Source organism: Streptomyces sp. NPDC012769 (assembly GCF_042901205.1).
Lineage (GTDB): Bacteria > Actinomycetota > Actinomycetes > Streptomycetales > Streptomycetaceae > Streptomyces.
The window spans coordinates 445387-467077 of record NZ_JBIBCP010000003.1 but is presented as its reverse complement, the minus strand read 5'-3'; the positions used below and the strand labels follow the sequence as shown (position 1 = coordinate 467077).

The following is a 21691-nucleotide window of genomic DNA, read 5'->3' as shown; positions in this document are numbered from 1 at the left end:
GCCGTGTCCCGTGCTCACGCCCCTACCGTGTCGGCGGCGTCCGCCGGACCGTCCGACCGGACCGGGAACCCAGGGGGCAGCGATGCCGACGACCGTCACCACCGGCCGAGCGACGGGCACCGTTCTCGGAGGGCAGGAGCGCGAGGTGCTCGCCGCGGTCGGATGCGGTCTACGGGACGACGAGATCGCCGCCGCGCTCGCCCTCTCCGAGGAGGCCGTGGCCGGCCACCTCGCGCGGATCCTCGGGACGCTCGGGCTGCGCGACCGGGCGGCCGCCGTCGTCCACGCCTTCGACTGCGGCCTGGTCGTCCCCGGCCACGGCCCCCGCCCGTGGGCCGTCACCGGGCGGGCGGCCGGGCCGCAGCTGCGGATATCGGTGCTGGGACCGGTGCGCGCGTGGCGGGACGGGCGCCGGCTGGACCTGGGGCATCTGCGCCAGCAGGCCGTACTGGCGGCGCTCGCGTTGTGCGCGGGGCGGACGCTCAGCCGGCAGGAAGTGCTCGACGGGGTCTGGGGGATGGAGCCGCCGGGCGCGAACGTGGTGCCGGTGTACGTCTACCGCCTGCGCAAGGCCCTGCGGGGCGGGGACGACCAGGACCCCGTCATCGAGCACGACCGGCGCGGCTATCGGCTGGTCTCCGGCGCGGTCGACGTGGACGTGGCACGCATGGAGCGCCTGCTCGGGGAGAGCGGAGCGGCCGAACGGGCCGGCGACCCGGCCGAGGCGGTCCGCCTGTGCGCCCGGGCGCTCGACCTGTTCGGCGGGGAGCCGTTGGCCGGCCTGCCCGGGCCGCTCGCCGGACTCGAACGGCTGCGGCTCTCCGAGCGCAGGATCGTCCTCCTCCAACGGAAGCTGGAGTGGCAGTTGCGTCTCGGCCGGCACGTGGAGGTGATCGACGAGCTGGTCGCCCTGTCCGCCGCGCACCCCCTCAACGAGTCGGTGGCGGCGATGCTGATGCGCGCGCTGTACGGCAGCGGTCGCCGGGCCGACGCGCTGGCCGTGTTCGACCGCGCCCGCCGCCGACTGGCCGGGGAACTGGGGGTGCCGCCCGGCCGGATGCTGCGGCGCGCGTACCGGACGGTCCGGTACGGGGACGAGACCGGCCTCGACCCCGCACCCCGCACCCCACCCTCGCCCTCACCCGTAACCCGCGCCGGCATCCGGCGGTTGGCGGGATGACCGGCTTCCGGACGGTCAGGAGGCGAAGGACCGCTCCAGCCGGGGGATCAGATCCCGCAGGTCCTGTTCCCAGCAGCCGGCGTTGTGCCCGCCGTCGCACTGGGTGCCCCAGCCGGAGCCGTCACCGTAGTTGACGTAGTGGTACGGCATGCCCAGGGCGTCCATGCGGGCCTTGACGTTCTTGGCCGCGCCCGACACCCAGAACTCCATGTTGCCGGGCGAACCGCCGCCGTCACCCGTGTAGATGGAGACGCCGATGCCGGCGAGCCGGTCCATGTGCTGCGACGGGTCGACCTCGTTCCACCGCCAGTCGATGTTGAACACCGGATACGGCGAGCCGAACAGGGCGTCGCTGTCGACACCCGGCTTGTAGGGCGAGTCGTTCGGGTCGCAGTAGCCCGACGCCGAGGCGCAGACCGCGCCCAGGGCGTCCGTGACGGAGGCGACGACGGCGAGCCGCAGGTCCATGGAGTTGGCCGACAGGTCGATGTCCCCGGACAGGGACGCGGTCTGGCTGAACAGGTCGGGGCGGGCCTGGGCGTAGTGGAAGGCGCCGAAGCCGCCCATGGAGACCCCGGCGACGGCCCTGGACTTCTTGGCGGGGATGGTCCGCAGGTTCGCGTCGATGAACGGAATCACCTGCTTGAGGTGGAAGTTCTCCCAGTTCTGGGCACCCAGCACCGTCTTCTGGTTGAGCCAGTTGGCGTACCAGCTCCGAGCACCGCCGTCCGGGATGACGGTGATCATGTCGTCCGACATGGACAGCGCCGGATACGTCTGCTGGACCGGGTCGTCGGGCGAACCGTGCAGGAAGTACAGCACCGGGTAACGGCGGCCCGGGTCGTCGTGGTACCCCCTCGGAAGAATGATCTTGATGTGCTGTTCGCCCGAGACCTCGGGCGTGGTGACCGTGAGGTGGAAGTCGGTGGGTCCGCCCGTCGCCGGGGCGACCTGGGTCAGGCCGAAGCCGTCCGCGATCGGTGGCGGTGCGGTGCCTTCCGCGGCCTGTGCCGATCCCGCCGCCGGCGTGAGTACGGCGACGACGGCGACCGCCCATGCCACCCCCACGCGCCACCAGTTGCCTGTTCTCTTCACCGTGTTACCCCCTCGTGAGTAGGTGTGCGTCAGTAGGTGTGCGTCGGCGTCCGTGAGTCGGCCTCAGGACAGGACCTTGATCCGCAGGACCGGTGAGGCCGCTATCTGCTCCTCGGTGAATCGTTCGGGCACCCACCGGCCGGCCGAGAACAGCCTGGTCTGGTCCGCGTGGTGCGGCGACGTCGGGTCGGCCGACTGGGAGTAGGCCAGGACGGAGAAGGCCTGCGGCGGGCCGTCGGCGGTGAAGCGCACCTGCTGGACGAAGCTCGACCCGAAGACGATGTCCGGCTTGCCGTCCACCTGGCCGGGCGTGATCACGTTGAGCACGCCCAGTTCGGAGATCCCTCCGTGGATCGGGATCCGCTCGCCGCCCCGGGTGATCCGCTGGACGTCCGAGAGCGGCGCGTTCAGCGGGATGCCGGCCTTGCGCAGCGCGAGGACCGCCCGGGCGAGCGCGTCGCGGAGCGCGGAGCTTCCGGTGTCCAGCGAATTGGGCGTGTGCACCGGATCCTTGGGGTCGAAGGGCACCCGCCACGGCAGTTTCTCGACTCCCTGTCCGTTGAGCAGCAGGGCCCAGTAGTTCGCGAACAGCCAGGATCCCCGGCTGTCGTTCGTGTAGTCGTGGTCCTTCCAGGCGGCCAGGACGGGGCAGGCCTCGCTCACGTCGACCAGGTTGCCGTCCACCAGGACGAGGCCGAAGGGGACGTTCTGGCACATGGTGACCGTGGCGCCCAGGGCCAGGTCGGCGGCCCTGCTGTTGTCGGCGAACAGCAACCGCCCCATGCTCTCCGGCGTGAATCCCCGGCCCGGCAGGCCGTCGGTGCCGTTGATCCGGTTGCGCGCGGTCAGGATCAGTTCCTGGGTGCGCAGCGACCGGGGCGTCGCGCTGTCGCCCATCACCCGCGGGAAGGACAGCGGCTGCTCGGGGTTGGCCAGCCACGGGCTGTCGTTGGCGTTGCCGACGAAGTCGGAGCGGATCAGGCGGGGCTGCCGGTGCGGGTCCAGGAGGCCCGGTGCGACCGCGTTCGGGTCGTCGGGCCAGTCGCACGCGCCGCGCTTGCCGTCGAAGATCGAGATCGGCGGCACGTTCGGCAGCCGTGGCTGCTGGTTGAACAGCAGTTTCCCGGTCTCGGTCAGGCACGACCGCGCGTGCTCGTCGGTGATGTTCGGAGTGGCCTGGATGTCCGCGTACAGCGCGTTGCCCTTGCGGTCGGAGGCGACGGTGTTGAAGAACGGGACGCCCTGGGTGGTCTCCAGGGTGCTCACGACGTCGTGGACGTCCGTGGCCTGGTCGAGGCGGAACCAGGTGTTCAGCGCCCGCAGGTTGTCCATGTTGGCGTCGCGCACCGCGTGCGCGCTGACCACCCAGGGCAGTGGGACGCCCTGGATGGACGTCGTGACCGGGCCGTAACGGGTGGACCACAGGGTCCTGGTGACCCTGCCGAGGGAGCCGTCCGCGTTCCGTACGTCGACCCCGACCCGCTGCGAGGTCATCTTCTCCCAGGCGCCGTCGACCAGGTACATGGTGGGGTTCAGCGGATCCACCTGTACGTCGAACAGCCCGAAGGGGGCGACGGTGGCGACCGTGTGGCTCCAGGCGACGTCGTCGTTGTAGCCGATGTTCACCGCGGGGAGTCCGAGCAGACTGGCCCCGGAGACATTGAGCTTCCCCGGGATGGTCAGGTGGCTCTGCCACATCCGGTTCTTGCCCTGCCACGGGAAGTGCGGGTTGGCCAGCAGCATGCTGGTGCCGCCTGACGTGCCCTGCGAGCCGACCGCCAACGCGTTGCTGCCCATGCTCTGCCGGCGGCTGACGGCCAGCGCGTCCCGGATCTTCTCCGCGGTCCGCGCGGGCGAGGTCGCCGCCGGCGCGGCGGCCGACGCGCCCGCTGCCTCGGCGGCCGAGGCGCCGGGCGGTGCGGCGGTCACCAGGCCGTCGAGGAGCGGTTCGGCGCTGCCCATGATGATCTCGGCGTGCGCGTGCCGGTAGACGTCCAGCTCCGTGATCGGCCGCACCCACGCCGCGCCGCGGCAGGCGGGGTCGGAGATGCCGTTCACGCCCGTCTCGGACAGATACCTGTTGTAGCCCTGGACGTAGCCGGTGATGGCCTCCCTGACCTCCGGCTCCGGCCCGTCGGGGGCGGGCTGGTCGAGCAGCCGCTCCACCACCCGGTTGTCCTTGATCCGCTGGAAGTACAGGTCGCTGTGGAGATTGGTGGTGCCGTTCTGGTGCTGTCCGGGGCTCGCCTTGCCCTCGGGCCCCAGGTGGCGGGACCGCTGGGCGTTGACCATCAGATATGTGTCGGCCAGCGTGCAGATGTTGTCCTTGGCGGCGGCGTATCCGTAACCCGCTCCCAGCCCCTGCCAGTCCGAGGCGATGACGTGCGGGATGCCGTATTCGGTGTAACGGATCGTCGGCTTCTCCGGGCCCTGCGCCACGGCCGGCGAGCCGGCGGACGGCGATCCCGGGGACGACGATCCCGTAGGCACCGACCCCGTCGCCGCCGTCGTGCTCATCACCGCCACCGCGGCCATGACCGCCAGCGGCAGTCTCGCCCTGTTTCTCCTCCGCGCCATCGCACCGTCCTCCCCTGTGGTCCGGGCCTTCGTCGGCAGGCGGCCACGCTAGGGAGGAGCGATGAAATCCCGATGAAGGGGAACGGCTGAAGGGGAATGAGGACATACCGGTCGCGCCGTTGGGCTCGACCGGTATGCGGTGAGGAGATGCGGGACGAACGGGGAAACGTCGTCACCATGGTGTCCGAGGGGGGACTTGAACCCCCACGCCCGATAAAGGGCACTAGCACCTCAAGCTAGCGCGTCTGCCATTCCGCCACCCGGACAGGGTGTGTGCCGTACGCGGTGCTGGCCGCGGCGACGGAGAACAATCTACCAGGTGTTCGAGCCGCTCCGCACCACGTTTCCCGTGGTCAGGGCGGTGCGCGGGGTGGCCGCGGCCCGGGGCGGACCGCCGGTTCCGCCGGCGTTCACATGCCCGCCGTACGACCGCCTTCCGGCGGCGGGTCCGCCGCTCTACGGTCACGGGGTCGCGTTCGCCCAGAGAGCGGGAGGTCCCGATGTTTCCGCCCCGTACGACCGTCGTCCCGGCCGTCACGTCGGCCATCGTCCCGGCTGTCGTCCCGGCCGTGGTGCTGGCGACGGCGCTGGCGATGACGCCGGCCCTCGCCGCGCCGGCCGCCTCGCAGCCCGTCACCGGGCCCGCCGCCGCCGGGCCGCTGCCCCAGAAGACCCACTTCGACGTCCAGGCGCACCGCGGCGGCCTCGGACTCACCACCGAGAGCACCCTGGAGGGCTTCGCCAAGGCCCTGCGGCTCGGGGTGACGACGCTCGAACTGGACACGCAGATCACCAGGGACCTCAAGGTCGTGGTGACCCACGACCGCAAGGTCAGCGCCCAGAAGTGCCAGGACACCGGGCCCGTGACACCGGGCGACCCGATGTACCCGTACGTCGGCAAGTACGTGAAGGACCTGACGCTGCGGCAGCTGCGCAGCATGGACTGCGGCTATCAGCGGCTGCCCGGCTTCCCCGAGCAGGAGCGAATCGCCGGGGCCCGCATGGTCGAGCTCAAGGACGTGCTGGGCCTCGTCAAGCGGTTCCGGGCCCACGGGGTCACCCTGAACATCGAGACCAAGGTCGAGGCCGGCGCCCCCGAGCAGACCGCGCCGCGCGCCGTCTTCGTCCGACGGGTCCACGAGGAGATCCACGCCTCGGGGATCGGGCGTCAGGTCACCGTCCAGTCCTTCGACTGGGGCGCGCTGAAGGAGATGCACCGGATCGCGCCGCGGTATCCGCTCGTCGCGCTGACGAACCACGACTTCCTCCAGGTGGGCAAGCCCGGCGCGTCCCCGTGGCTGGGCGGCATCGACGCCGACGACTACGGGGGCGACTTCGTCGCGGCGGCCGCCACGATCCCCGGCCTGACCGCCCTCTCCCCGGTCTACGGCTTCCCGCAGAACGGCACGGTCGCCGACCCGGACTTCCGCTTCTACCCCTCGCCGCGGATGGTGGCCGCCGCACACGCCCGCGGTCTGAGGCTCGTGCCGTGGACCTGCGACGACCCGGCCACCATGGGCGCGCTGATCGACATGGGCGTCGACGGGATCATCACCAACCACCCCGACCGTCTCCGCCGGGTGATGGCGGAGCGCGGCATGCGACTGCCGAAGGCGTACGACGAGCACTGACCGCCCGCGGGCCGGGCCCGGGCCCGCGGGTCCAGGGGGACCCGGGCCCGCGGGTCCAGGACTGATCCGGGCCCGCGGGTCCAGGGGGGATCCGGGATACTGCTGCGATGCCGCAGACGACCTCGTCCCCGCTGTTCGTGCGCTACCAGGGAACCGTGCGCAGCCCGCGCGGGCACTTCCCCGGCGTCTTCGCGCTGGCCAACGGCCTGGCCCGGGAGGGGCGGCTCAGCGAGGAGCAGCACCGCTTCTGGCGGGCCGCCAACGACTGGTACGACGCCGCCTACCCCGATCCGTCCCTCACCGACCCGACCGTCTACGACCACCGGGTGAACCCCGGTGCCGTCGCCTGGTTCAAGACGACGGCCACCCACCTGCTCGACCGGGTGCCGGGCTATCTGGAGCTGCTGGCCGCGCACGGCGTGCCGTGCGTGCGGGTCGAGTCGGCGGATCCGGGGCGGATCGTCTACGAGGACGACGTCCAGGTCGTGGTCGTACCGCGATAGCCGACGGGCCGGGACACACGGGGACACGTGAGGCCCGGCGGCCGGCCCGGCGGCCCGGGCCGTCACTCCGGCAGGCGGGTGCCGTCCGGGAGCCGGATGCCGAAGTCGTCCCGCAGGACGCGCAGCACCTCGTCGGCGTCCGCCAGATCCCGCTCCTTGAGGGTGCCGTCGGGGGCCGTCTCGGTGAGGCGGAGTCCGCTGAGCGAGAGATGGGTGTCGGCGGTGGTGCGCTGGGCGTAGACCCCGCGGGCGAACGGCGAGCGGGGGTTGGTGGCGATGTGCCAGTTGATCACTTCGTAGTCGGCCGCCTCGAACGGCTCGACGGTGAAGGAGTACTGGTCCTCCCACTCGCCCTCCGCCGGCAGGTACGTCTGGAGCACCCACAGCTCCAGCGGCCCGTCGTGCGGCGCGTGGACGAGCCGGTGCCGGCGGGGAGCGTCGTGCAGCTCGGGGCCGACGGTCAGCGGGAGCGGCTCCAGCAGGGCGCCGATGCTGCCGAAGCCGACGTCGGTCACGTACGGCACGGGCTCGCCCGGCACGTCGGTCAGCATCAGCATGTGCGTACGGGGCCGGATCTCGCCCGGCCGGGCGCCGACCAGCACGCGGGCGGTGAGCAGCGTGACCCGGAAGCCGAGGGCGGTGAGGGCCGCGGCCAGCAGGGTGTTGTGCTCGTAGCAGTAGCCTCCGCGCTCGCCCCGGACGAGCTTGGCCTCCAGATCGGGCAGTGCGAGGGAGGGCGCGCTGCCGAGGACGGCGTCCAGGTTCTCGAACGGGATCCCCTGTATGTGCGCGCGGTGCACCTCCCGCAGCACGTCGAGAGTGGGGCGGGAGTCCGCCGGGAGACGCAGGCCGATGCGGTCGAGGTAGGCGCGGAGGTCGATGCTCATGCGCCCACCGTACGCAGTCGGAGGCTGCCACCGCTTCGGCCTGACGTCGTATCGGTCGCCGGGCCGGTCCTAGGACTTCGGCCCGAGCGGAGGGGAGGTACGGGGGGAATCGTCCGCGCTACGACGGCGCGGCGGATGACGCTGGTGACACCGGTGACGCCGGGTGCAGCCAGTGGCGCGAGACGGTCCAGCCGGTCAGGCGGCGGGCCCGGCCCGCGTCCGCCGTGCCGTCGTCGGCGAAGGACCCTCCGGCCGCCACCAGGCGCAGGCCCTCCAGGGCCGGCGCCAGGCGCGCGGCGACGACCGGGCGGTGGCGGGCCGTCTCGTCGGGGAGCCGGGCCAGGAACGCGTCCCGCTCCGCCGGTTCGCACAGCGACAGGTGGAACACCATCTGCCGCCAGGCGTAGGCGGTGTCCTTGAGGGTGGCCAGGGGGTACGGGGTGTGCTGTGCGCGCTCCGTCAGACGGCACACCGTCGTGTGGCAGCGGCGGGCCAGTTCCGCCCAGCCCGGCTCGGGCTCCGCCCCGAACCGGTGGACCAGGGTGGCCAGGTTGTGCGTGGTGAGGATCTGCGCCTGTTCGATCACCGTGCCGTTGGCCGCGACGGACCAGCTGTCCTTCGGGGACCCGGCCCGCTCGTGGCACAGCGCGGCGAACTCGGGTGTCATCCCGGTGGCGTCGCCCCTCCGGCCGGCGAGGGCTCGGACGGCCGCGTAGTCGATGCCGTAGTACCGCTCGTACAGCGAGCCGCCGCCGAGGAGTTCGGCCGCGATGTCCGCCGCGGTGAGGAACTTGCGGGCGAAGGTCCCCATGAAGATGTCGGCGGCCAGCTCCTCGACCAGCGGGGCGTCGTCGCCCGTGCGGCGGACGAGGACGCTCAGCTCCCGTACCAGCGGGTTGGGCAGCAGGGTGCCGGGGAAGCCGGCCATCGCCGCCTCCGCCAGTTCCCGGACCGCGGCCCGCGCGGCCGCCCTGCCGTCGCGGCGGCCGCGGCCGGCACCGTCGTCCACGCCTTCTTCGCGGCGGTACGGCTCCACCGCCCGCACCCAGGGCAGTTCCTCGGGCCGCACCTGACGCTGGAGGTCGAGCAGCAGCAGCGATCGGCGGTTGCGGAAGGCGCGGTAGTGCGCGGCCATCAGGGTCCGGAGCGAGAGGTCCGGGTACGCCGCGGCGGTCTCCTCCGCCACGATCGGGGGCACGAGTTCGGCCATCGCCTCCGCCGACGGGACGATGCCCCGTGCCACCAGGGTGGCGAGCGGCGCGCTCAGTGCCCCCTCGACGTGCCGCCGCACGGCCGACGGCACCGCCGTCCCCGTCGGCAGGCCGGTGCGCTCCGACTCGGCCCGGGTGACCGGGGCCACGAGCGGCTCGATGTCGGCCACGCCGGTCTGCTGCGGCAGGTCCGAGAGCCGCTCCGCGACGACGAGTGCCACATCGCGGTGGGACGGCAACGCGGCCTGCGCGGCCTGGGCGCGGCGGAGGGCCGCGTGCCGTGCGGAACCGGGCAGTCCCCGCTTCCGCACCATCGACGCGACGGCGTGCCGCAGCAGTCCGAGCCGCCGCGCGTCCAGCGGCCGGCCCGCGACCGTCTCCTCCAGCGCGGCCCGCAGGATGCCCTCGTTGCTCTTGGGGTCGCGGTGCCTGCCGCACCGGGTGTGCTGGCGGGCGAGCCGTGCGTAACGTGCGAGGAGCTCGGCGCCGCGCTCCCGCCAGCCCGCGTCCGGCTCCCGGTCGAGGACCCGGACGGGCTCGCGGCCGCTCTCCCCGCCGGGCTCCCGGACTGCCTCGTGCCCAGACCCACGCCCGAGCCCGCGGGCTGCCTCGCGCCCGGACTCCCGACCGGATGCGCGGCCGTCCTCCCGCTCGTCCTCCCGGTCGGGCCCCCGCCCGGGCTCGCGGCCGTCCGGGGTCGCCGTCTCCAGCCAGTGGCGGAGCAGGTCGTCCGTGAAGGGCCGCCAGATGGTGAGTGCCTCCCGCTGGGCCTCGACGGCCGGGCTGAGCTCGCGCCGGACGAGTGCGGAGACGGCGTCGCCGACGGTACGGCGGTGGACGGCGCCGGGTCGCGGGGCCGGCACCTCGGCCGGTCGCGGGGTGAAGCGCAGCCGGTCGGCGAACGGGCTGAGTTCCAGGACGAGTTCGAGCGCCGCGGCCGCCGTCCCTTCCCGTACCAGCCAGGCCACGGTGAGCAGGGCGGCCTCCTCGGGCAGCGTCACCTCGTAGCGGCCGGAGTCCAGCAGGTCCCACAGCTCGCGCAGGCCGGGCTCGGTGAGGTAGTGGGCGAACAGGGCCGCGCGCTCCTCCGGCACCCCCGCCCGCCGGGCCGCCGCCGTCTCGTACGGGAGCAGCGGGCCCTCCGCGCGGGCGGAGCCGGTGGCGAAGCCGCCGTGCAGCACCTCGGGCGTCACCCAGGCGGGCAGCCCGGACACGGGCGTGCGGGACCCGATGCGGAGGGTGCCTGCGGCGACGCCGGCGAGCACCTGGCGCCAGCCGCGTATCCGGTCCTGCGCCCGGTCCCTGGTGGCGGGGTCCGCGTGGGTGTGGGCGGTGACGAAGGCGCGGGCCAGCCGGCCCTCGGCGTAGGAGCGGAACGTCGTCGCCGGGGGCTGCTGCTCGGCGTCCGCGTCGTCGCCCTTGTCGGCGACCGGATCGGCGTTGTCGGCCCTGGAGGCCTCGTCGGCGTGGCGGGGATCGTCTGCGCCGTAGGCGTTGTCTGCGTTCATAGCCGACGTGGCGGGTTCCGCCCCCGCGCCCTCCGGGTCCCGAGCCCGGCGCTCTGCTGCTGAGCTACACGTCGTCGCCACCCGACGTTAGTGACGCCGCCACGAGCCGGACAACGGGTTTTCCCGTGTGCCCGGGAGCGGGCGGACATCGCGGCCACGTAGGCTCACGGCGGCGCGGCCCATGCGACAAGGAGGACCCCATGAACGCCACCGAGGAAGGCCGGCAGCGGCTGGACGCGGCCGACGTCCTCAACGCGAAGAAGACCCTCGTCCAGCTGCTCGCCCGGGCCGGGGTCTACTCCGGTGACGCCGAGGAGCTGATCGGGCTCGTCGAGGCCGGGGCCCTCGCCCTCGCCCACGAGGAGCTCGACGGTCTCGCCCGCCGTGCGCCCGTGGAGAAGGGCGAGCCCTACACGTCCGGCTGGCTCGACGGTGCCCACACCGTGGCCGACGGGCTCGGCGGCATCGCGGAGCGGACCCTGCGTCAGGTCGTGGGCGCCCACGGGCCCGCCGCCGACGCTGAGCCCCGGCCGCCGGTCGGCCGGATGGAGCTGGAACGGGCGAAGGTGGTGGTCCTGCCGCTCTATCTCTCCTTCACCACCGTCTCCGACCTCGACCCGGAGGTCTCCGAGCAGGTCCTCACGGCCGTCCTCGGCACGATGAGCGCGCGCGGGCGGGCCGGGTACGCGGGCCGGCTCACGGAGTTCGCGTCGACGCATCGCGCCCGGGTGGAGCGGATGTACGCGGAGTTCGGCCCGGGCAGCCCCATCGCCATCCACGGCCGCTACTCCCTGCTCCACTCCCCCACCAGCATCGCCGTCCTGGAACGGCTCACCACGACGCCGGAGAGCCTGCGCGAGGAGTGGGACGCGGCCGAACTCCCGCCCGCGTGGCTGGAAGGACTGACGACGGCATGGGACACGGCGGCATGAGCGGGTCCGGTTCGGCGCCCGCTGCGGAGCCCGTCGCGTTCGTGGACACCGAGGGGATCGGCTTCGCCGAGTGCCCGCCGCCCTCGCTGTCGCCGGAGGAGCGGCGCGAGGTCGACCGACTGTGGGTGCGGACCACGGCCCGCAACCCGGCCACCTTCGACGGGCCCCTCGTCGCGAGCCTGGGCCTCGACCGGCCGGCGCCGGAGCGCTGCACGGTGCGGTGGGCGAGGATGACGTACCGGTACCGGGCGCTGCGCGCGCTCCGCCCGGCCGAGGAGGTGCCCGGTTCGGTCTTCGTGACCGTGCTGCTGCCCACCGACGAGGGCCTGGTGGTGGGCCGCGGCTCCGCCGCCACCGCCGCGCCCGGCCGCTGGACGCTGCCCGGCGGCGCGGCGGAACCTCCGCCGCCCGGGGCCCTCTTGGACCTGGCGGTGCTCCGACGGCACGCCGTCCGCGAGCTCGCGGAGGAGCTCGGCGTCCGGCTGCCGGAGAACGCGCCACGCCTGTGGGCGGTGACCCGGCAGGCCCGCTTCGGCAGCCTCGGCTTCCACTTCCTGGCTCCGGCCCTGCCCGCCGCCCTGGTGCGGCGTCGGCACGCCGCGCTCACCGAGGACGAGCTCGACGCGATCGCCTTCGTGTCGTCGTCCACGGAGGCCGCGCTCCTGGGTCCGGGGGCCGACTATCTGCCCCAACTGCTCGACCGGTACGACCGGTACGACCGGTCCACCGAGAACCGATGAGGAGCGACGAGGGCCGTGACGGATCGTGACGGGATGGGCACGGATGCCAGAACCCGGGCGCGCTCGCGCACGTCTGCCTACGCGATCGCCGTAGAGGACGAACGGATGCTGCTCACCCGGCTCTCCGAGGCTTCACCGGTCTTCGCCCCCGGCACCTGGCATCTTCCGGGCGGCGGGATCGACCACGGCGAGCAGCCCGTCGAGGCGCTGGCGCGCGAGCTGCGGGAGGAGACAGGCCTCGAGCTCGTCGAGGCCCGGCTGCTCGACGCCCGGTCGTACACCGTCGTACGGAACGGGGTGCACTGGCATCTCGTCGCGCTCTTCTACGAGGTGACGCTCGGCCCCGGCGCACCGCCGGAGGCCCTGGAGTCCGGCGGCTCGACGGAGGCGGTCGCCTGGCGGCCGCTGTCGGAGCTGAGCCCCGCGGAGCTTTCCCCGGCCGCCGCGGAAGCGCTGCATCTCGTACGCGCGGGCTGAACGCCACCGGGCAGGACTCGGCGGGCCGGGACGGGGCGGGGCAGGACGGGGCGGGGCGGGACGGGGCGGGTGCCGCGGACCCCGGCCCCATGAGCTGCGCGTCTACTATGCGTGCCGGGAATGTTCGTACGGGGAGACGTCGGCGGAGAGGACAGCGGCCCATGCGTCGGCTGGGGGACCTGGAGGCGGAGATCATGGACCGCTTCTGGCGGTGGAACCGCCCCGCCACCGTGCGCGAGATCGTCGACGACATCAACCGGCACCGGGACATCGCGTACACCACCGTGACCACCGTCACCACGATCCTGTTCCACAAGGGCTATCTCACCCGCGAACGGGACGGCCGCGTCTGGGTGTACCGGGCCCCGGCCACCCGGGAGGCGTACGCGGCGGCACTGATGGAGGACGGTCTGCGCGCCGGCGAGGACCTGTCCGCCGTGCTCCTCCGCTTCGTGGAGAACCTCGACGAGCACGAACTCGCCGCGCTGCGCGCCGCCCTGCGCACCGTCACCGGCCGGGCCGGACCGCGCCCCGGCCCGTAGACCCCTGGGCGGCCCAGGTCGCGGACCCGGGCGCCGCGAGGATCAGCCTCCGCTGCTCAGCGCTCCCTGCGGCAGACCCAGTTCGCGTTCCGCGACCCGCACGACGAGGGTGTCGAGGACGGGGTGGCACGGGGCCACGTCGTCGTCGACGTTGGAGTACGAGTCGAGACCGTCGATGGTCACGAGGACGACCACGCAGGCCGCCGACGGGTCGTCGGTGACGAAGTCGCCCGCGCGGACGCCGTCTTCGATGAGAGCGGTCAGCATCTCCCGCATCACCGCCTCCTGTTCGGCGACCACCCGCCGCAGGTTCGGCCGGTAGCGGGCGAGGTGGCGGGCGTTCAGCCAGAGGCGCCCGAGGTTGGCGAAGTCGGCGTCGCCGACGCGGTCGAGGAAGCGGGCCATCCGGCGCACGGGCGGCAGCGCCCGGTCCGCGTCCGGCAGCAGGGCGTCGCGCTCGCGCGTGACGGCGCGGGCGAAGGCCTCGCAGAGCAGGGCGTCGATCGCCGGGAAGTAGTGGCTGATCAGACCGGGCCGTACGCCCAGCTCACCGGCCACCAGTTGCATGGTGACCCGCTCGAGGCCGTGCTCCAGGGCGAGGCGGGCGGCGGTGTCCAGGATCTCCGCGCGCCGCTCGGCGGGGGGCTTGCGGATGCGGGTGCTCCGGGGGGTTGACGTCACACCGCACAGCCTATTGGATGACGCACCAACAAGCTATTGGTTACCGCACCAATAAAGCTCCCGCCTGCCCCCGTCACCCGTCACTCGCCGGCCGGCGCACCCGGCGCCCTCCTCGGACAAGGACACCTCCATGGCCTCTTCCCCCGCACGCCACGACGTGGCCGGCCGGACCGACTCCGCGCCCACCGGTGTCGACCGGGCCGGACAGGTCGAGACCCGGGGCATCGACTGCGTGCCCGACGCCGAGCGGCACGGCTCGCCCCGCGAGCTCTTCGCGCTCTGGGCCGCCCCGAACGTCAGCTATCTCAGCTTCGTGGTCGGCGCCACCCTCGTCCTCATCGGCCTCCCCCTCGTCGAGGCGCTGGCCGTGACCGTCGTGGGCAACCTGTGCTGGCTGCTCACCGGCTTCATCGCGATCAGCGGCCCCGCCTCGGGCACCACCGGCTCGGTGGTGTCACGGGCGATCTACGGCGTCCTCGGCAACAAGGCGGTCGTCGCGGTCACCGGCTGGCTGATCTCCGCCCTCTACCTCGCGCTCAACTGGTCGGCCGCCTCCGTCGCCGGGATCGGCCTCGCCGGCCGGCTCGGACTGCCCGAATCCGCCGGCCTCGACACCGTCGTGATCTGTCTGATCGCCGGCGGCACCGTCCTCGTCGCGATCTACGGACACGCGACCATCGTGCGCCTCTACTCGGCCCTGACGGTCCTGCTCACCCTCGTCTTCCTGGTCGTCTCGGTCCTCGTCGCCCTGCGCGCCGACTGGTCGTACGCCCCGGCCGAACCCCTCACCGGGCTCGGCCACGCCGTCGCCCTCGCGACCGGCTTCACGCTCGTGGCCTCCGCCCCGCTGTCGTACGCCAACAGCCCCGACCTCGCCCGCTACCTGCCGCGCGAGACCGGTGGGACGGCCGTCGCGCTGTGGACCGCGGCCGGGGCGTTCCTGCCGAGCGTCCTGTTCACGGGCGTCGGCGCGCTCGCGGCCACGACGCTCGACATGAGCGACCCACAGGCCGCCCTGGAGAGCGTCATGCCCGGCTGGTTCGTGCCCGTCCTCGTCATCGGCGTGGTCCTGAACACGATGGCCAACAACGGCATGACCGCGTACAGCGCCGGCCTGTCCCTGCAGTCGATCGGCGTCCGGCTCCCCCGCGTCGCCGCGGTGGTCGTCGTCGGTGTGATCGGCACGGCGATGACCCTGTTCGCGATCCTGGTGTTCGACTTCCTCACCGCCGTCAACGCCATGATGGAACTCGTCGTGATCATCACCGGCCCCACCATGGCCGTGTACGCGACCGACGTGGTGCTGCGCCGGGGCCGCTACGACGGCGCGGCCCTGCACGACCAGAGCCGTACCGGCCCCTACTGGTATCGCGGCGGCGTCAACTGGGCCGGTGTCCTCGCCACCGTCACCGGCGCCGCAGCGGCGGCCCTGTGCGCGAGCTCCGCCTTCTGGGCCGGCCCCGTCTCCGCGAGCCTGGACGGCCTCAACCTCGCCGTCCCGGTCGGCCTGCTCGGCTCCTCTCTCCTCTACTGGTCGCTCTCCCGGATCCTGGGCACACTGCCGCCCACGACGGCGACCGCCCGAAGCTGACCGCGACCCGCCCGAAACGCGACCGCCCCGAGCCCCGGCGGGCCCCGAACGATCGCCCGCGCCACCCCTCCCCGTACACCCCTCAGGAGCCCACACCCGTGACCATCGCCTCGCCGGCCCCGGCCCCGTTCCCCCGCCCCGAGCACCGGCCGCACGTGGCCGTCGCCGACCCCGACCCCCGCCGCCGGGGGTACGAGCGGGGACGGCGGCTCACCCCGCCGCTGCACGGCGCGATCGAGACGTACGACCGGCTGTTCGCCCTCGGCGGCATCCGACCGGGCGCGGTCCGGGACGACGCCCGGCGGGCCCTGGACGCGGTCGACGCCTTCCGTCCGGTGCTGCGCGCGGAGCTGGAGGGCATCGCCGAGGGGGCCGGGGTCGAGCCCTGGCGGATCGCCGCGCTCAACGCCCGTACCGAGATCCTGGCCCGCTCGGCCGCCGTACCGCCGGGCGAATGCTCCACGATCGTCCGCCGGGTCCGTACGGCCGACGGCGCGGGAACCACCCACGTCGGCGTCCAGACCTGGGACTGGCACATCGAACTCGCCGCCTCCTGGCACACCCTGGAATCGGCGGGCGGGGCCCACCGCTACGTCGGACTCACCGAGCACGGCATCCTCGCCAAGATCGGCGTCAACAGCGCCGGGCTCGCGCTGCACTTCAACATCCTGGGGCATCACGACGACCGCGTCGGCGGCGTCCCCGTCCATGTGCTCGCCGCACTCGTCCTGGAGGAGGCCGAGAGCGTCGCCCACGCGCGGGAGATCGTCCGCTCCGCCCCGGTCACGTCGTCCGGTTCGTTCATGCTCTTCGACCCGGACAGCGCCGTCCTGCTCGACATCAGTCCGGTGGGCGTCTTCGAGGCCCGTCGGGTGGGCGACGGCACGCATCTGCGGACCAACCACTTCCTCACCGGGGAACCGGCCGCGCGGGAGAAGACCTGGCTCTACCAGCCCGACTCCGGGGAGCGGTTCGGCTTCCTGCGTGACCGGCTGACCCGCCCGCCGGGCCGGCGCGAGCCGCTCGACGAGAGGGTGAAGGAGGCGGGGCCCGGTGACGAGCTGCTTCGGCAGCTGGTCACCGGGCCCGGCGAGCCGCCCGTGACCTGTGTCCCGGACATGGCCGCTCCGATCGGCCGCCGTTGGGCGAGTCTCGCCACGGTCGTCCTCGACCCGGCCTCCCGCACGGCCCGAATCCTCGACGGCACACCGGCCGAGCACCGCACCCGGCCCTGGATCCGGCTGACGGCCTGAGCGGAGAGCCGGCGCGCCGAGGGGCCGGGGGCCCGGGGGCCGAGGGCGGGGCGCTCGGCGTCAGGGCGCGGGGGCCTCCGTCGCCCGCGGAGCGGCCCCCGGAGCGGCGTCCGGGGCGGCGTCCGCGCCGGATTCGGCTGCGGCTGCGGCTGCGGGAACGGACTTGGCCGTCGCCGTACGGCGGTCCTGACGCCAGGCGAGCAGGCTCGCCAGGATGCCGAGGACGGTGAGGGCGGCGGCCACCGGGTAGATGCCGCGCGGTCCCAGGCCGGGCTCTCGATGACCCGGCCGCCGAGCCAGGAGGCGCACGCCGCCGCGAGCTGGTACGCGGAGGAGTTCACGGCGAGCGCCAAGGTGGGTGTGGGCGGCGGCGCCGAGCACCCGCGCCTGCAGGCCGGGGACGATCGCGAAGCCCAGCGCGCCGAGCGGGAACACCATGACGGCGGCGCCGACGCGTCCTTCGCCCACCACGCCCGCCACGGGTCTTCGACTTCGCCGAGCAGATGTCGGCCCTTCAGGACCGCGAGATCGACGCCGCCTTCGCGTATCTGCCCGTCCCCGATGGGCTGCGCGTGGCGCCGCTGGTGGTGGAGCCGCGCCTGGTGTGCGTGGCCGCGTCGGATCCGCCGGCCGACGGGCGCCCGTCGGTGACCCTGGCGGAGCCGGCCGGCCGTCCGGTGGTCGGTCAGGCGCCGGGGACGTTCCGGGGCGCCAGGGAGTTCTGGGCCGCCGATCCCCGCCCGGACGGTGAGCCGGTCCGCTACACCGACCACGGGGTCTCCCGGTTCGAGTCGCTCCTGTCCGTGGTGTCGTTCGGCGGGGCGGTCGCCTTCGTGCCGTCCGCGGCCGCCCGGCTCTGTCCCCGCCCGGACCTGCGCTATCTGCCGGTGCCCGACCTCACGGAGTGCACCCTGGCCGTGGTGTGGCCGACGGCCGGTGGCGACCGGCCCGCGCTGACCGCCCTGGCGGACGTCTGTGCCCAGGTGCACCGCCTCGGCCTGCTCGCGGGCTCCTCCGACGGGCCGCTCGCGAACGGCTCCGCGCGAGACGGCTCTCCCCACGACGGCAGGCGGACCCTCACCCGGCTGCCCGGGTGGGAGTCCGTCCCCTGGCTGAGCCTCCCCGTTCCGGGCGGCCCTCTTCTGCCTCTCCTCTGCCCCTACCGCACGCCGTCCGGTCTGCGGGGCGTCATCGTCAGAGCGCCGACGAGGGCCGCGAGCAGGGCGGCGCCCGCGCCCCACCAGAAGCTGGTGCCGTAGGCCCTCAGCACTCCCGTGAAGTGGACTTCGACCCCACGCAGGACGGTGCCGAAGACCACCGCCCCGATCGCAGCGCCGATCTCCACGGCGACCGCGAGGGCCGCCGCCACGCCGCCGGTGTGCTGGGGCGCGATGCCCTCGGTGGCGGCGACGTAGAGCGGCACGAGGGCCATGCCGGTGCCGAACCCGCTGAGCAGCAGGGCGGGCAGGACGTGGGTGACGTACGCGGAGCCGGGTCCGACCCAGGTCAGCAGGACGAGCCCGACGGCCATGAGCACCGCGCCGCCGGCGACGAGGAGCCGGGGAGCGCCCTGTGTCGCGAGGCGGGCGGAGATCTGGGTGGCGGCGACGACCGTCGCGACGAGCCAGGGAAGGGCGAGCAGTCCGGCCGTCATCGGGGGGTGACCCAGCACGTAGTGCAGGCCCTGGCCGAGCACCTCGGTCAGGGCGAACGTGCCGACGCCCAGCAGCGTCAGGGCGACGAGGGATCCGGCTCGGCGGCCGTCCCCGAGGGCGTACGGAGCGATCAGCGGCGCCGGGGCCTTGCCCTGCCACCACAGGAAGCACGCGAGGAGAAGGAGCCCCGCGGCGACGAGCGGGACGGCCGGCGCGTGCGTCCAGCCCTCGGAACCGGCCTGGCCGAGTCCGTACACGAGCGCGGCGAGCCCGGCGCCGCCCACCAGCACGCCGAGCGGGTCGAAGCGGACGGCGCCGGCCGTGGCGGACGGCTCGCGCACCAGGGCGAGTGTGCCGACGAGCGCGGCGAAGGCGAGGGGAATGCCGGCGTACACGGCCAGACGCCACGACCCGAGGAGTTCCAGGAACGCTCCGCTCACCAGCATGCCGACCGCCGCGCCGCCGCCGGCGAGCGCGACGTAGACGCCGAAGGCCGTACGGCGCTCCTTCGGGTCGGTGAAGGACGCGGCCACGAGGGACAGCGCGGCGGGGGTGAGCAGCGCGCCGGAGACGCCCTGGAGGACGCGGGCGGCGATCAGCAACCCGGCGTCGGCCGCCGTGCCGCCGAGCGCACCGGCCAGGATGAAGCCGACCAGACCGATGACGAGGACGCGTCTGCGCCCGAGTACGTCGCTGAGGTGCCCGCCGAGCGGCAGGAGTCCGGCGAGGGCGACGACATGGACCTGGAACATCAGGCCGAGGGCGTCGCTGTCCATGGAGAGGTCGGCGTGGAGTACCGGCACCATGCCGGTGAAGACGGCCACCTCCATGGCCACGAGGAGCTGTACGAAGGCGGCCACCGCCAAGGCCCACCAGCGCCTCGTACGAGGGTCGTGGCTCGCCGGGGCGGTCGCGGCGGCCCATGCGGCCGGGCCGGCCGGCTGCCCCGACGGCGGGCCGAATCCCCCCTGGGCCGGTGGGCCGAAGCCGGCTGCGGGGCCGCCGTGGGCGGGCGCGGTGGGCGCGTAGGCGGGCGCCGGCGGTACGGGCCGGGCGAGGGCGGCCCGGGGATCGTGCTGGGCCGGCACGGCCTGACCGGACGGCGCCTGAGGCACCGGTGTCGGCGGGGCCGGCGGGGCGAAGTCCAGCAACTGAGCCGCGTGCCGTCCAAGTTGGGCGAGCACCGAGCCGGGCAGCCATTCCGACGCGCGGTCCGTCGCCGTGGCCTCGGCCACCTCCCGGGGCGTGGGCCGCCCGGCGGGATCCTTGGACAGGCAGGCCCGTACGAGGTCGACCAGGGAGTCCGGTACGCCGGTGAGGTCCGCCTCCTCCTCGGCGACCCGGAACAGGTGGGCGTTGAGTCCGGTGTCCGTGGCGCCGAAGAGCATCCGCCCCGTCGCCGCGTAGACGAGCACGGCGCCCAGGCAGAACACGTCGCTGGCCGGGGTGAGTTCGAGGCCGCGGACCTGCTCCGGCGACATGAAGCCGGGCGATCCGATGAGCATGCCGGTGCGGGTGTGCAGGCTGTCCCCGGCGAGGCTGTCCATCGCCCGGGCGATGCCGAAGTCGATCACGCGGGGGCCGTCGACGGTGACGAGGACGTTGGAGGGCTTGAGGTCCCGGTGGATCAGACCGGCCTCGTGGACCGCCTGCAGGGCGAGGGCGAGGCGGTTCGCCAGGGCGTGGACGGAGTACTCGGGCAGCGGGCCGAAGTCCTCGGCCACGACCGTGTGCAGGTCGGGGCCGGGAATGTACTGGGTCGCCACCCAGGGCACGGCGGCCTCGGGGTCGGCGTCGAGCACCGCGGCCGTCCAGCTCCCGCCGACCCTGCGCGCGGCGGCCACCTCACGCGCGAACCGCCTGCGGAACTCGGCGTTCCCGGCGTACTCTGCCTGCACCACCTTCACGGCCACGGTGCGTCCGCCCTCGGAACGGCCCAGATAGACCAGGCCCATTCCGCCGGCGCCCAGGCGGGCGATCAGTCGGTACGGCCCTAGGCGGGTGGGATCTTCGGCGGTCAACTGGTCCACGGGACGCAAAGATAGTGCAACTCTCCTACGACGGTCAGGTGATCGCCCGAACTCCCCCGGCCGCACCGCCGGGCGCGGCGACGGGGGGCCCGCCGGGCGCGGAGGCGGGAGAAGCTGGAGGCCCGGGAGCGGGAGACGCTGGTCGCGTGGGGGCACCGGGTGTCATGATCGGCGGTATGGAATCTCCCCGGAGCAGCCAGGCGCAGGCCCTGTCCTACGGCGAGGTGAAGCGCGCCGTCGAACGCGTCGCCGGTCATGTCCGCCCCGTGACGGTCGCACCCGCCGAGCCCGGAGCGTCCGGCCACGGCCACGAGCTGTTCCTCGCGCTGGAGTTCCTCCAGCACACGGGGTCCTTCAAGGCGCGCGGCGCGTGGAACTTCCTCCGGGCGCACGCCGAGGCCGGCACCCTGCCGGACGCCGGGGTGACCATCGCCTCCGGCGGCAACGCCGGGCTCGCCTGCGCGTGGGCCGCCCGGGAGCAGGGCGTGCGGGCCACCGTCTTCCTGCCCGTGACGGCACCGAAGGTGAAGGTCGACCGGCTCGTGGGGTACGGCGCCGAGGTCCGGCTCGTCGGCACGGAGTACGCGGAGGCGCTGGCCGCCTGCGAGACGTTCGCGGCGCGGAGCGGGGCGCTGGCCTCGCACGCGTACGACCACCCGCTCATCGCCGCCGGGGCCGGCACCCTCCTGGAGGAGATCCACGCCCGCGTCCCGGATCTGGACACGGTCGTCGTCTCGGTCGGTGGGGGCGGCCTGTTCGCGGGGGTCGCCACGGCGGCCCGGCAGCACGGGATCCGTACCGTCGCCGTCGAGCCGGAGCGTTGCCGGGCGCTCGACGCGGCGCTGGAGGCGGGCACTCCGGTCGACGTCCCGGTCGACTCGGTCGCCGCGGACTCCCTGGGCGCCCGCCGTGCCTCCGCCGCGGCCCTGCACGCCGCCCTCCAGGACGGTGTCCGCTCGGTCCTCGTCCCGGACGACGAGATCGTCCGCGTCCGCCGGGCGCTGTGGGACGACCGCCGTCTCGCCGTCGAACACGCCGCCGCCACCGCCCTGGCCGCCCTCCCGCACGCCTACCGCCCGTCCCCGGGCGAGAAGGTCTGCGTGGTCCTCTGCGGCGCCAACACCGACCCGACGGACCTGGTGGCGGACGTCTAGGGAGCGTCTCGGTCGGCCGCGGCCCGGGGCGGGTCCCCGCCCCG

Annotated in this window: 18 protein-coding genes and 2 tRNA genes; 11 read left to right on the top strand and 9 right to left on the bottom strand. The window is 74.0% G+C overall.

What is annotated here, in order from left to right:
• Positions 1-82 precede the first annotated feature (82 nt).
• Complete coding sequence (locus tag ACFY7C_RS17345) at positions 83-1180, top strand: BTAD domain-containing putative transcriptional regulator (RefSeq protein WP_389650602.1); 1098 nt, start codon at positions 83-85, stop codon at positions 1178-1180.
• Between the two features lie 15 nt (positions 1181-1195).
• Here ACFY7C_RS17345 and ACFY7C_RS17340 read toward each other — a convergent pair whose 3' ends face one another.
• The 3 genes from ACFY7C_RS17340 to ACFY7C_RS17330 form a co-directional block, all read right to left on the bottom strand.
• Complete coding sequence (locus ACFY7C_RS17340) at positions 1196-2275, bottom strand: alpha/beta hydrolase (protein WP_389650599.1); 1080 nt, start codon at positions 2273-2275, stop codon at positions 1196-1198.
• A 63-nt stretch (positions 2276-2338) separates the two neighbouring features.
• Positions 2339-4852, bottom strand: coding sequence for a penicillin acylase family protein (locus tag ACFY7C_RS17335; protein ID WP_389650596.1), 2514 nt, complete (start codon positions 4850-4852; stop codon positions 2339-2341).
• Between the two features lie 178 nt (positions 4853-5030).
• Positions 5031-5118 (bottom strand) — tRNA-Leu (locus ACFY7C_RS17330).
• 327 nt (positions 5119-5445) lie between these two features.
• Here ACFY7C_RS17330 and ACFY7C_RS17325 point away from each other — a divergent pair.
• Both ACFY7C_RS17325 and ACFY7C_RS17320 read left to right on the top strand, forming a co-directional pair.
• Positions 5446-6483: a glycerophosphodiester phosphodiesterase family protein gene (locus ACFY7C_RS17325; RefSeq protein ID WP_389652704.1), complete on the top strand. Its 1038-nt coding sequence runs from the start codon at positions 5446-5448 to the stop codon at positions 6481-6483.
• Between the two features lie 107 nt (positions 6484-6590).
• Entirely contained in the window at positions 6591-6986 is a 396-nt protein-coding gene (locus ACFY7C_RS17320; protein ID WP_389650593.1) for a hypothetical protein, read from the top strand.
• Positions 6987-7048: 62 nt separating this feature from the next.
• On the opposite strand, the gene ACFY7C_RS17315 is transcribed toward ACFY7C_RS17320, so the two are convergent.
• The 3 genes from ACFY7C_RS17315 to ACFY7C_RS17305 all read right to left on the bottom strand — a co-directional run bounded on the left by ACFY7C_RS17315 (position 7049) and on the right by ACFY7C_RS17305 (position 10666).
• The gene (locus tag ACFY7C_RS17315) at positions 7049-7873 is read right to left on the bottom strand and encodes an arylamine N-acetyltransferase (protein ID WP_389650590.1); all 825 of its coding nucleotides are present in this window, start codon (positions 7871-7873) and stop codon (positions 7049-7051) included.
• Between the two features lie 118 nt (positions 7874-7991).
• Positions 7992-10592 carry a hypothetical protein gene (locus tag ACFY7C_RS17310; protein WP_389650587.1) on the bottom strand — a complete coding sequence of 867 codons (2601 nt, stop codon included), beginning with the start codon at positions 10590-10592 and terminating at the stop codon, positions 7992-7994.
• 2 nt (positions 10593-10594) lie between these two features.
• A tRNA-Pro gene (locus tag ACFY7C_RS17305) sits at positions 10595-10666 on the bottom strand.
• 126 nt (positions 10667-10792) lie between these two features.
• On the opposite strand from ACFY7C_RS17305, the gene ACFY7C_RS17300 reads away from it, so the two are divergent.
• The 4 genes from ACFY7C_RS17300 (at position 10793) to ACFY7C_RS17285 (ending at position 13283) form a co-directional block, all read left to right on the top strand.
• Positions 10793-11524, top strand: a complete 732-nt coding sequence (locus ACFY7C_RS17300) for a hypothetical protein (protein WP_389650584.1) — start codon at positions 10793-10795, stop codon at positions 11522-11524.
• On the top strand, positions 11521-12264 hold the full coding sequence (locus ACFY7C_RS17295; RefSeq protein WP_389650581.1) for an NUDIX domain-containing protein: 744 nt from the start codon (positions 11521-11523) through the stop codon (positions 12262-12264). The genes ACFY7C_RS17300 and ACFY7C_RS17295 overlap by 4 nt, the downstream gene beginning before the upstream one ends.
• Positions 12265-12279: 15 nt before the next feature.
• A complete protein-coding gene (locus tag ACFY7C_RS17290; RefSeq protein ID WP_389650578.1) occupies positions 12280-12741 on the top strand; it encodes an NUDIX domain-containing protein in 462 nt (153 codons plus the stop codon).
• A gap of 161 nt (positions 12742-12902) precedes the next feature.
• Positions 12903-13283 carry a BlaI/MecI/CopY family transcriptional regulator gene (locus tag ACFY7C_RS17285; RefSeq protein WP_389650575.1) on the top strand — a complete coding sequence of 127 codons (381 nt, stop codon included), beginning with the start codon at positions 12903-12905 and terminating at the stop codon, positions 13281-13283.
• Between the two features lie 42 nt (positions 13284-13325).
• Here the strand turns inward: ACFY7C_RS17285 and ACFY7C_RS17280 are convergent, their stop codons facing one another.
• On the bottom strand, positions 13326-13964 hold the full coding sequence (locus ACFY7C_RS17280; RefSeq protein ID WP_389650572.1) for a TetR/AcrR family transcriptional regulator: 639 nt from the start codon (positions 13962-13964) through the stop codon (positions 13326-13328).
• Positions 13965-14094: 130 nt separating this feature from the next.
• On the opposite strand from ACFY7C_RS17280, the gene ACFY7C_RS17275 reads away from it, so the two are divergent.
• Complete coding sequence (locus ACFY7C_RS17275) at positions 14095-15555, top strand: purine-cytosine permease family protein (protein ID WP_389650569.1); 1461 nt, start codon at positions 14095-14097, stop codon at positions 15553-15555.
• 98 nt (positions 15556-15653) lie between these two features.
• Positions 15654-16808: a C45 family autoproteolytic acyltransferase/hydolase gene (locus ACFY7C_RS17270; protein WP_389650566.1), complete on the top strand. Its 1155-nt coding sequence runs from the start codon at positions 15654-15656 to the stop codon at positions 16806-16808.
• A gap of 60 nt (positions 16809-16868) precedes the next feature.
• Here the strand turns inward: ACFY7C_RS17270 and ACFY7C_RS17265 are convergent, their stop codons facing one another.
• A complete protein-coding gene (locus tag ACFY7C_RS17265; RefSeq protein WP_389650563.1) occupies positions 16869-17276 on the bottom strand; it encodes a hypothetical protein in 408 nt (135 codons plus the stop codon).
• Positions 17277-17311: 35 nt separating this feature from the next.
• Between ACFY7C_RS17265 and ACFY7C_RS17260 the strand changes: the two genes are divergently transcribed.
• Positions 17312-18067, top strand: a complete 756-nt coding sequence (locus ACFY7C_RS17260; RefSeq protein WP_389650561.1) for a LysR family transcriptional regulator substrate-binding protein — start codon at positions 17312-17314, stop codon at positions 18065-18067.
• Here ACFY7C_RS17260 and ACFY7C_RS17255 read toward each other — a convergent pair.
• Positions 17968-20493 carry an MDR family MFS transporter gene (locus ACFY7C_RS17255; protein ID WP_389650558.1) on the bottom strand — a complete coding sequence of 842 codons (2526 nt, stop codon included), beginning with the start codon at positions 20491-20493 and terminating at the stop codon, positions 17968-17970. The two genes, ACFY7C_RS17260 and ACFY7C_RS17255, sit on opposite strands and share 100 nt — an antisense overlap.
• Positions 20494-20669: 176 nt before the next feature.
• On the opposite strand from ACFY7C_RS17255, the gene ACFY7C_RS17250 reads away from it, so the two are divergent.
• Entirely contained in the window at positions 20670-21647 is a 978-nt protein-coding gene (locus ACFY7C_RS17250; protein WP_389650555.1) for a serine/threonine dehydratase, read from the top strand.
• The last annotated feature ends 44 nt before the right edge of the window (positions 21648-21691 follow it).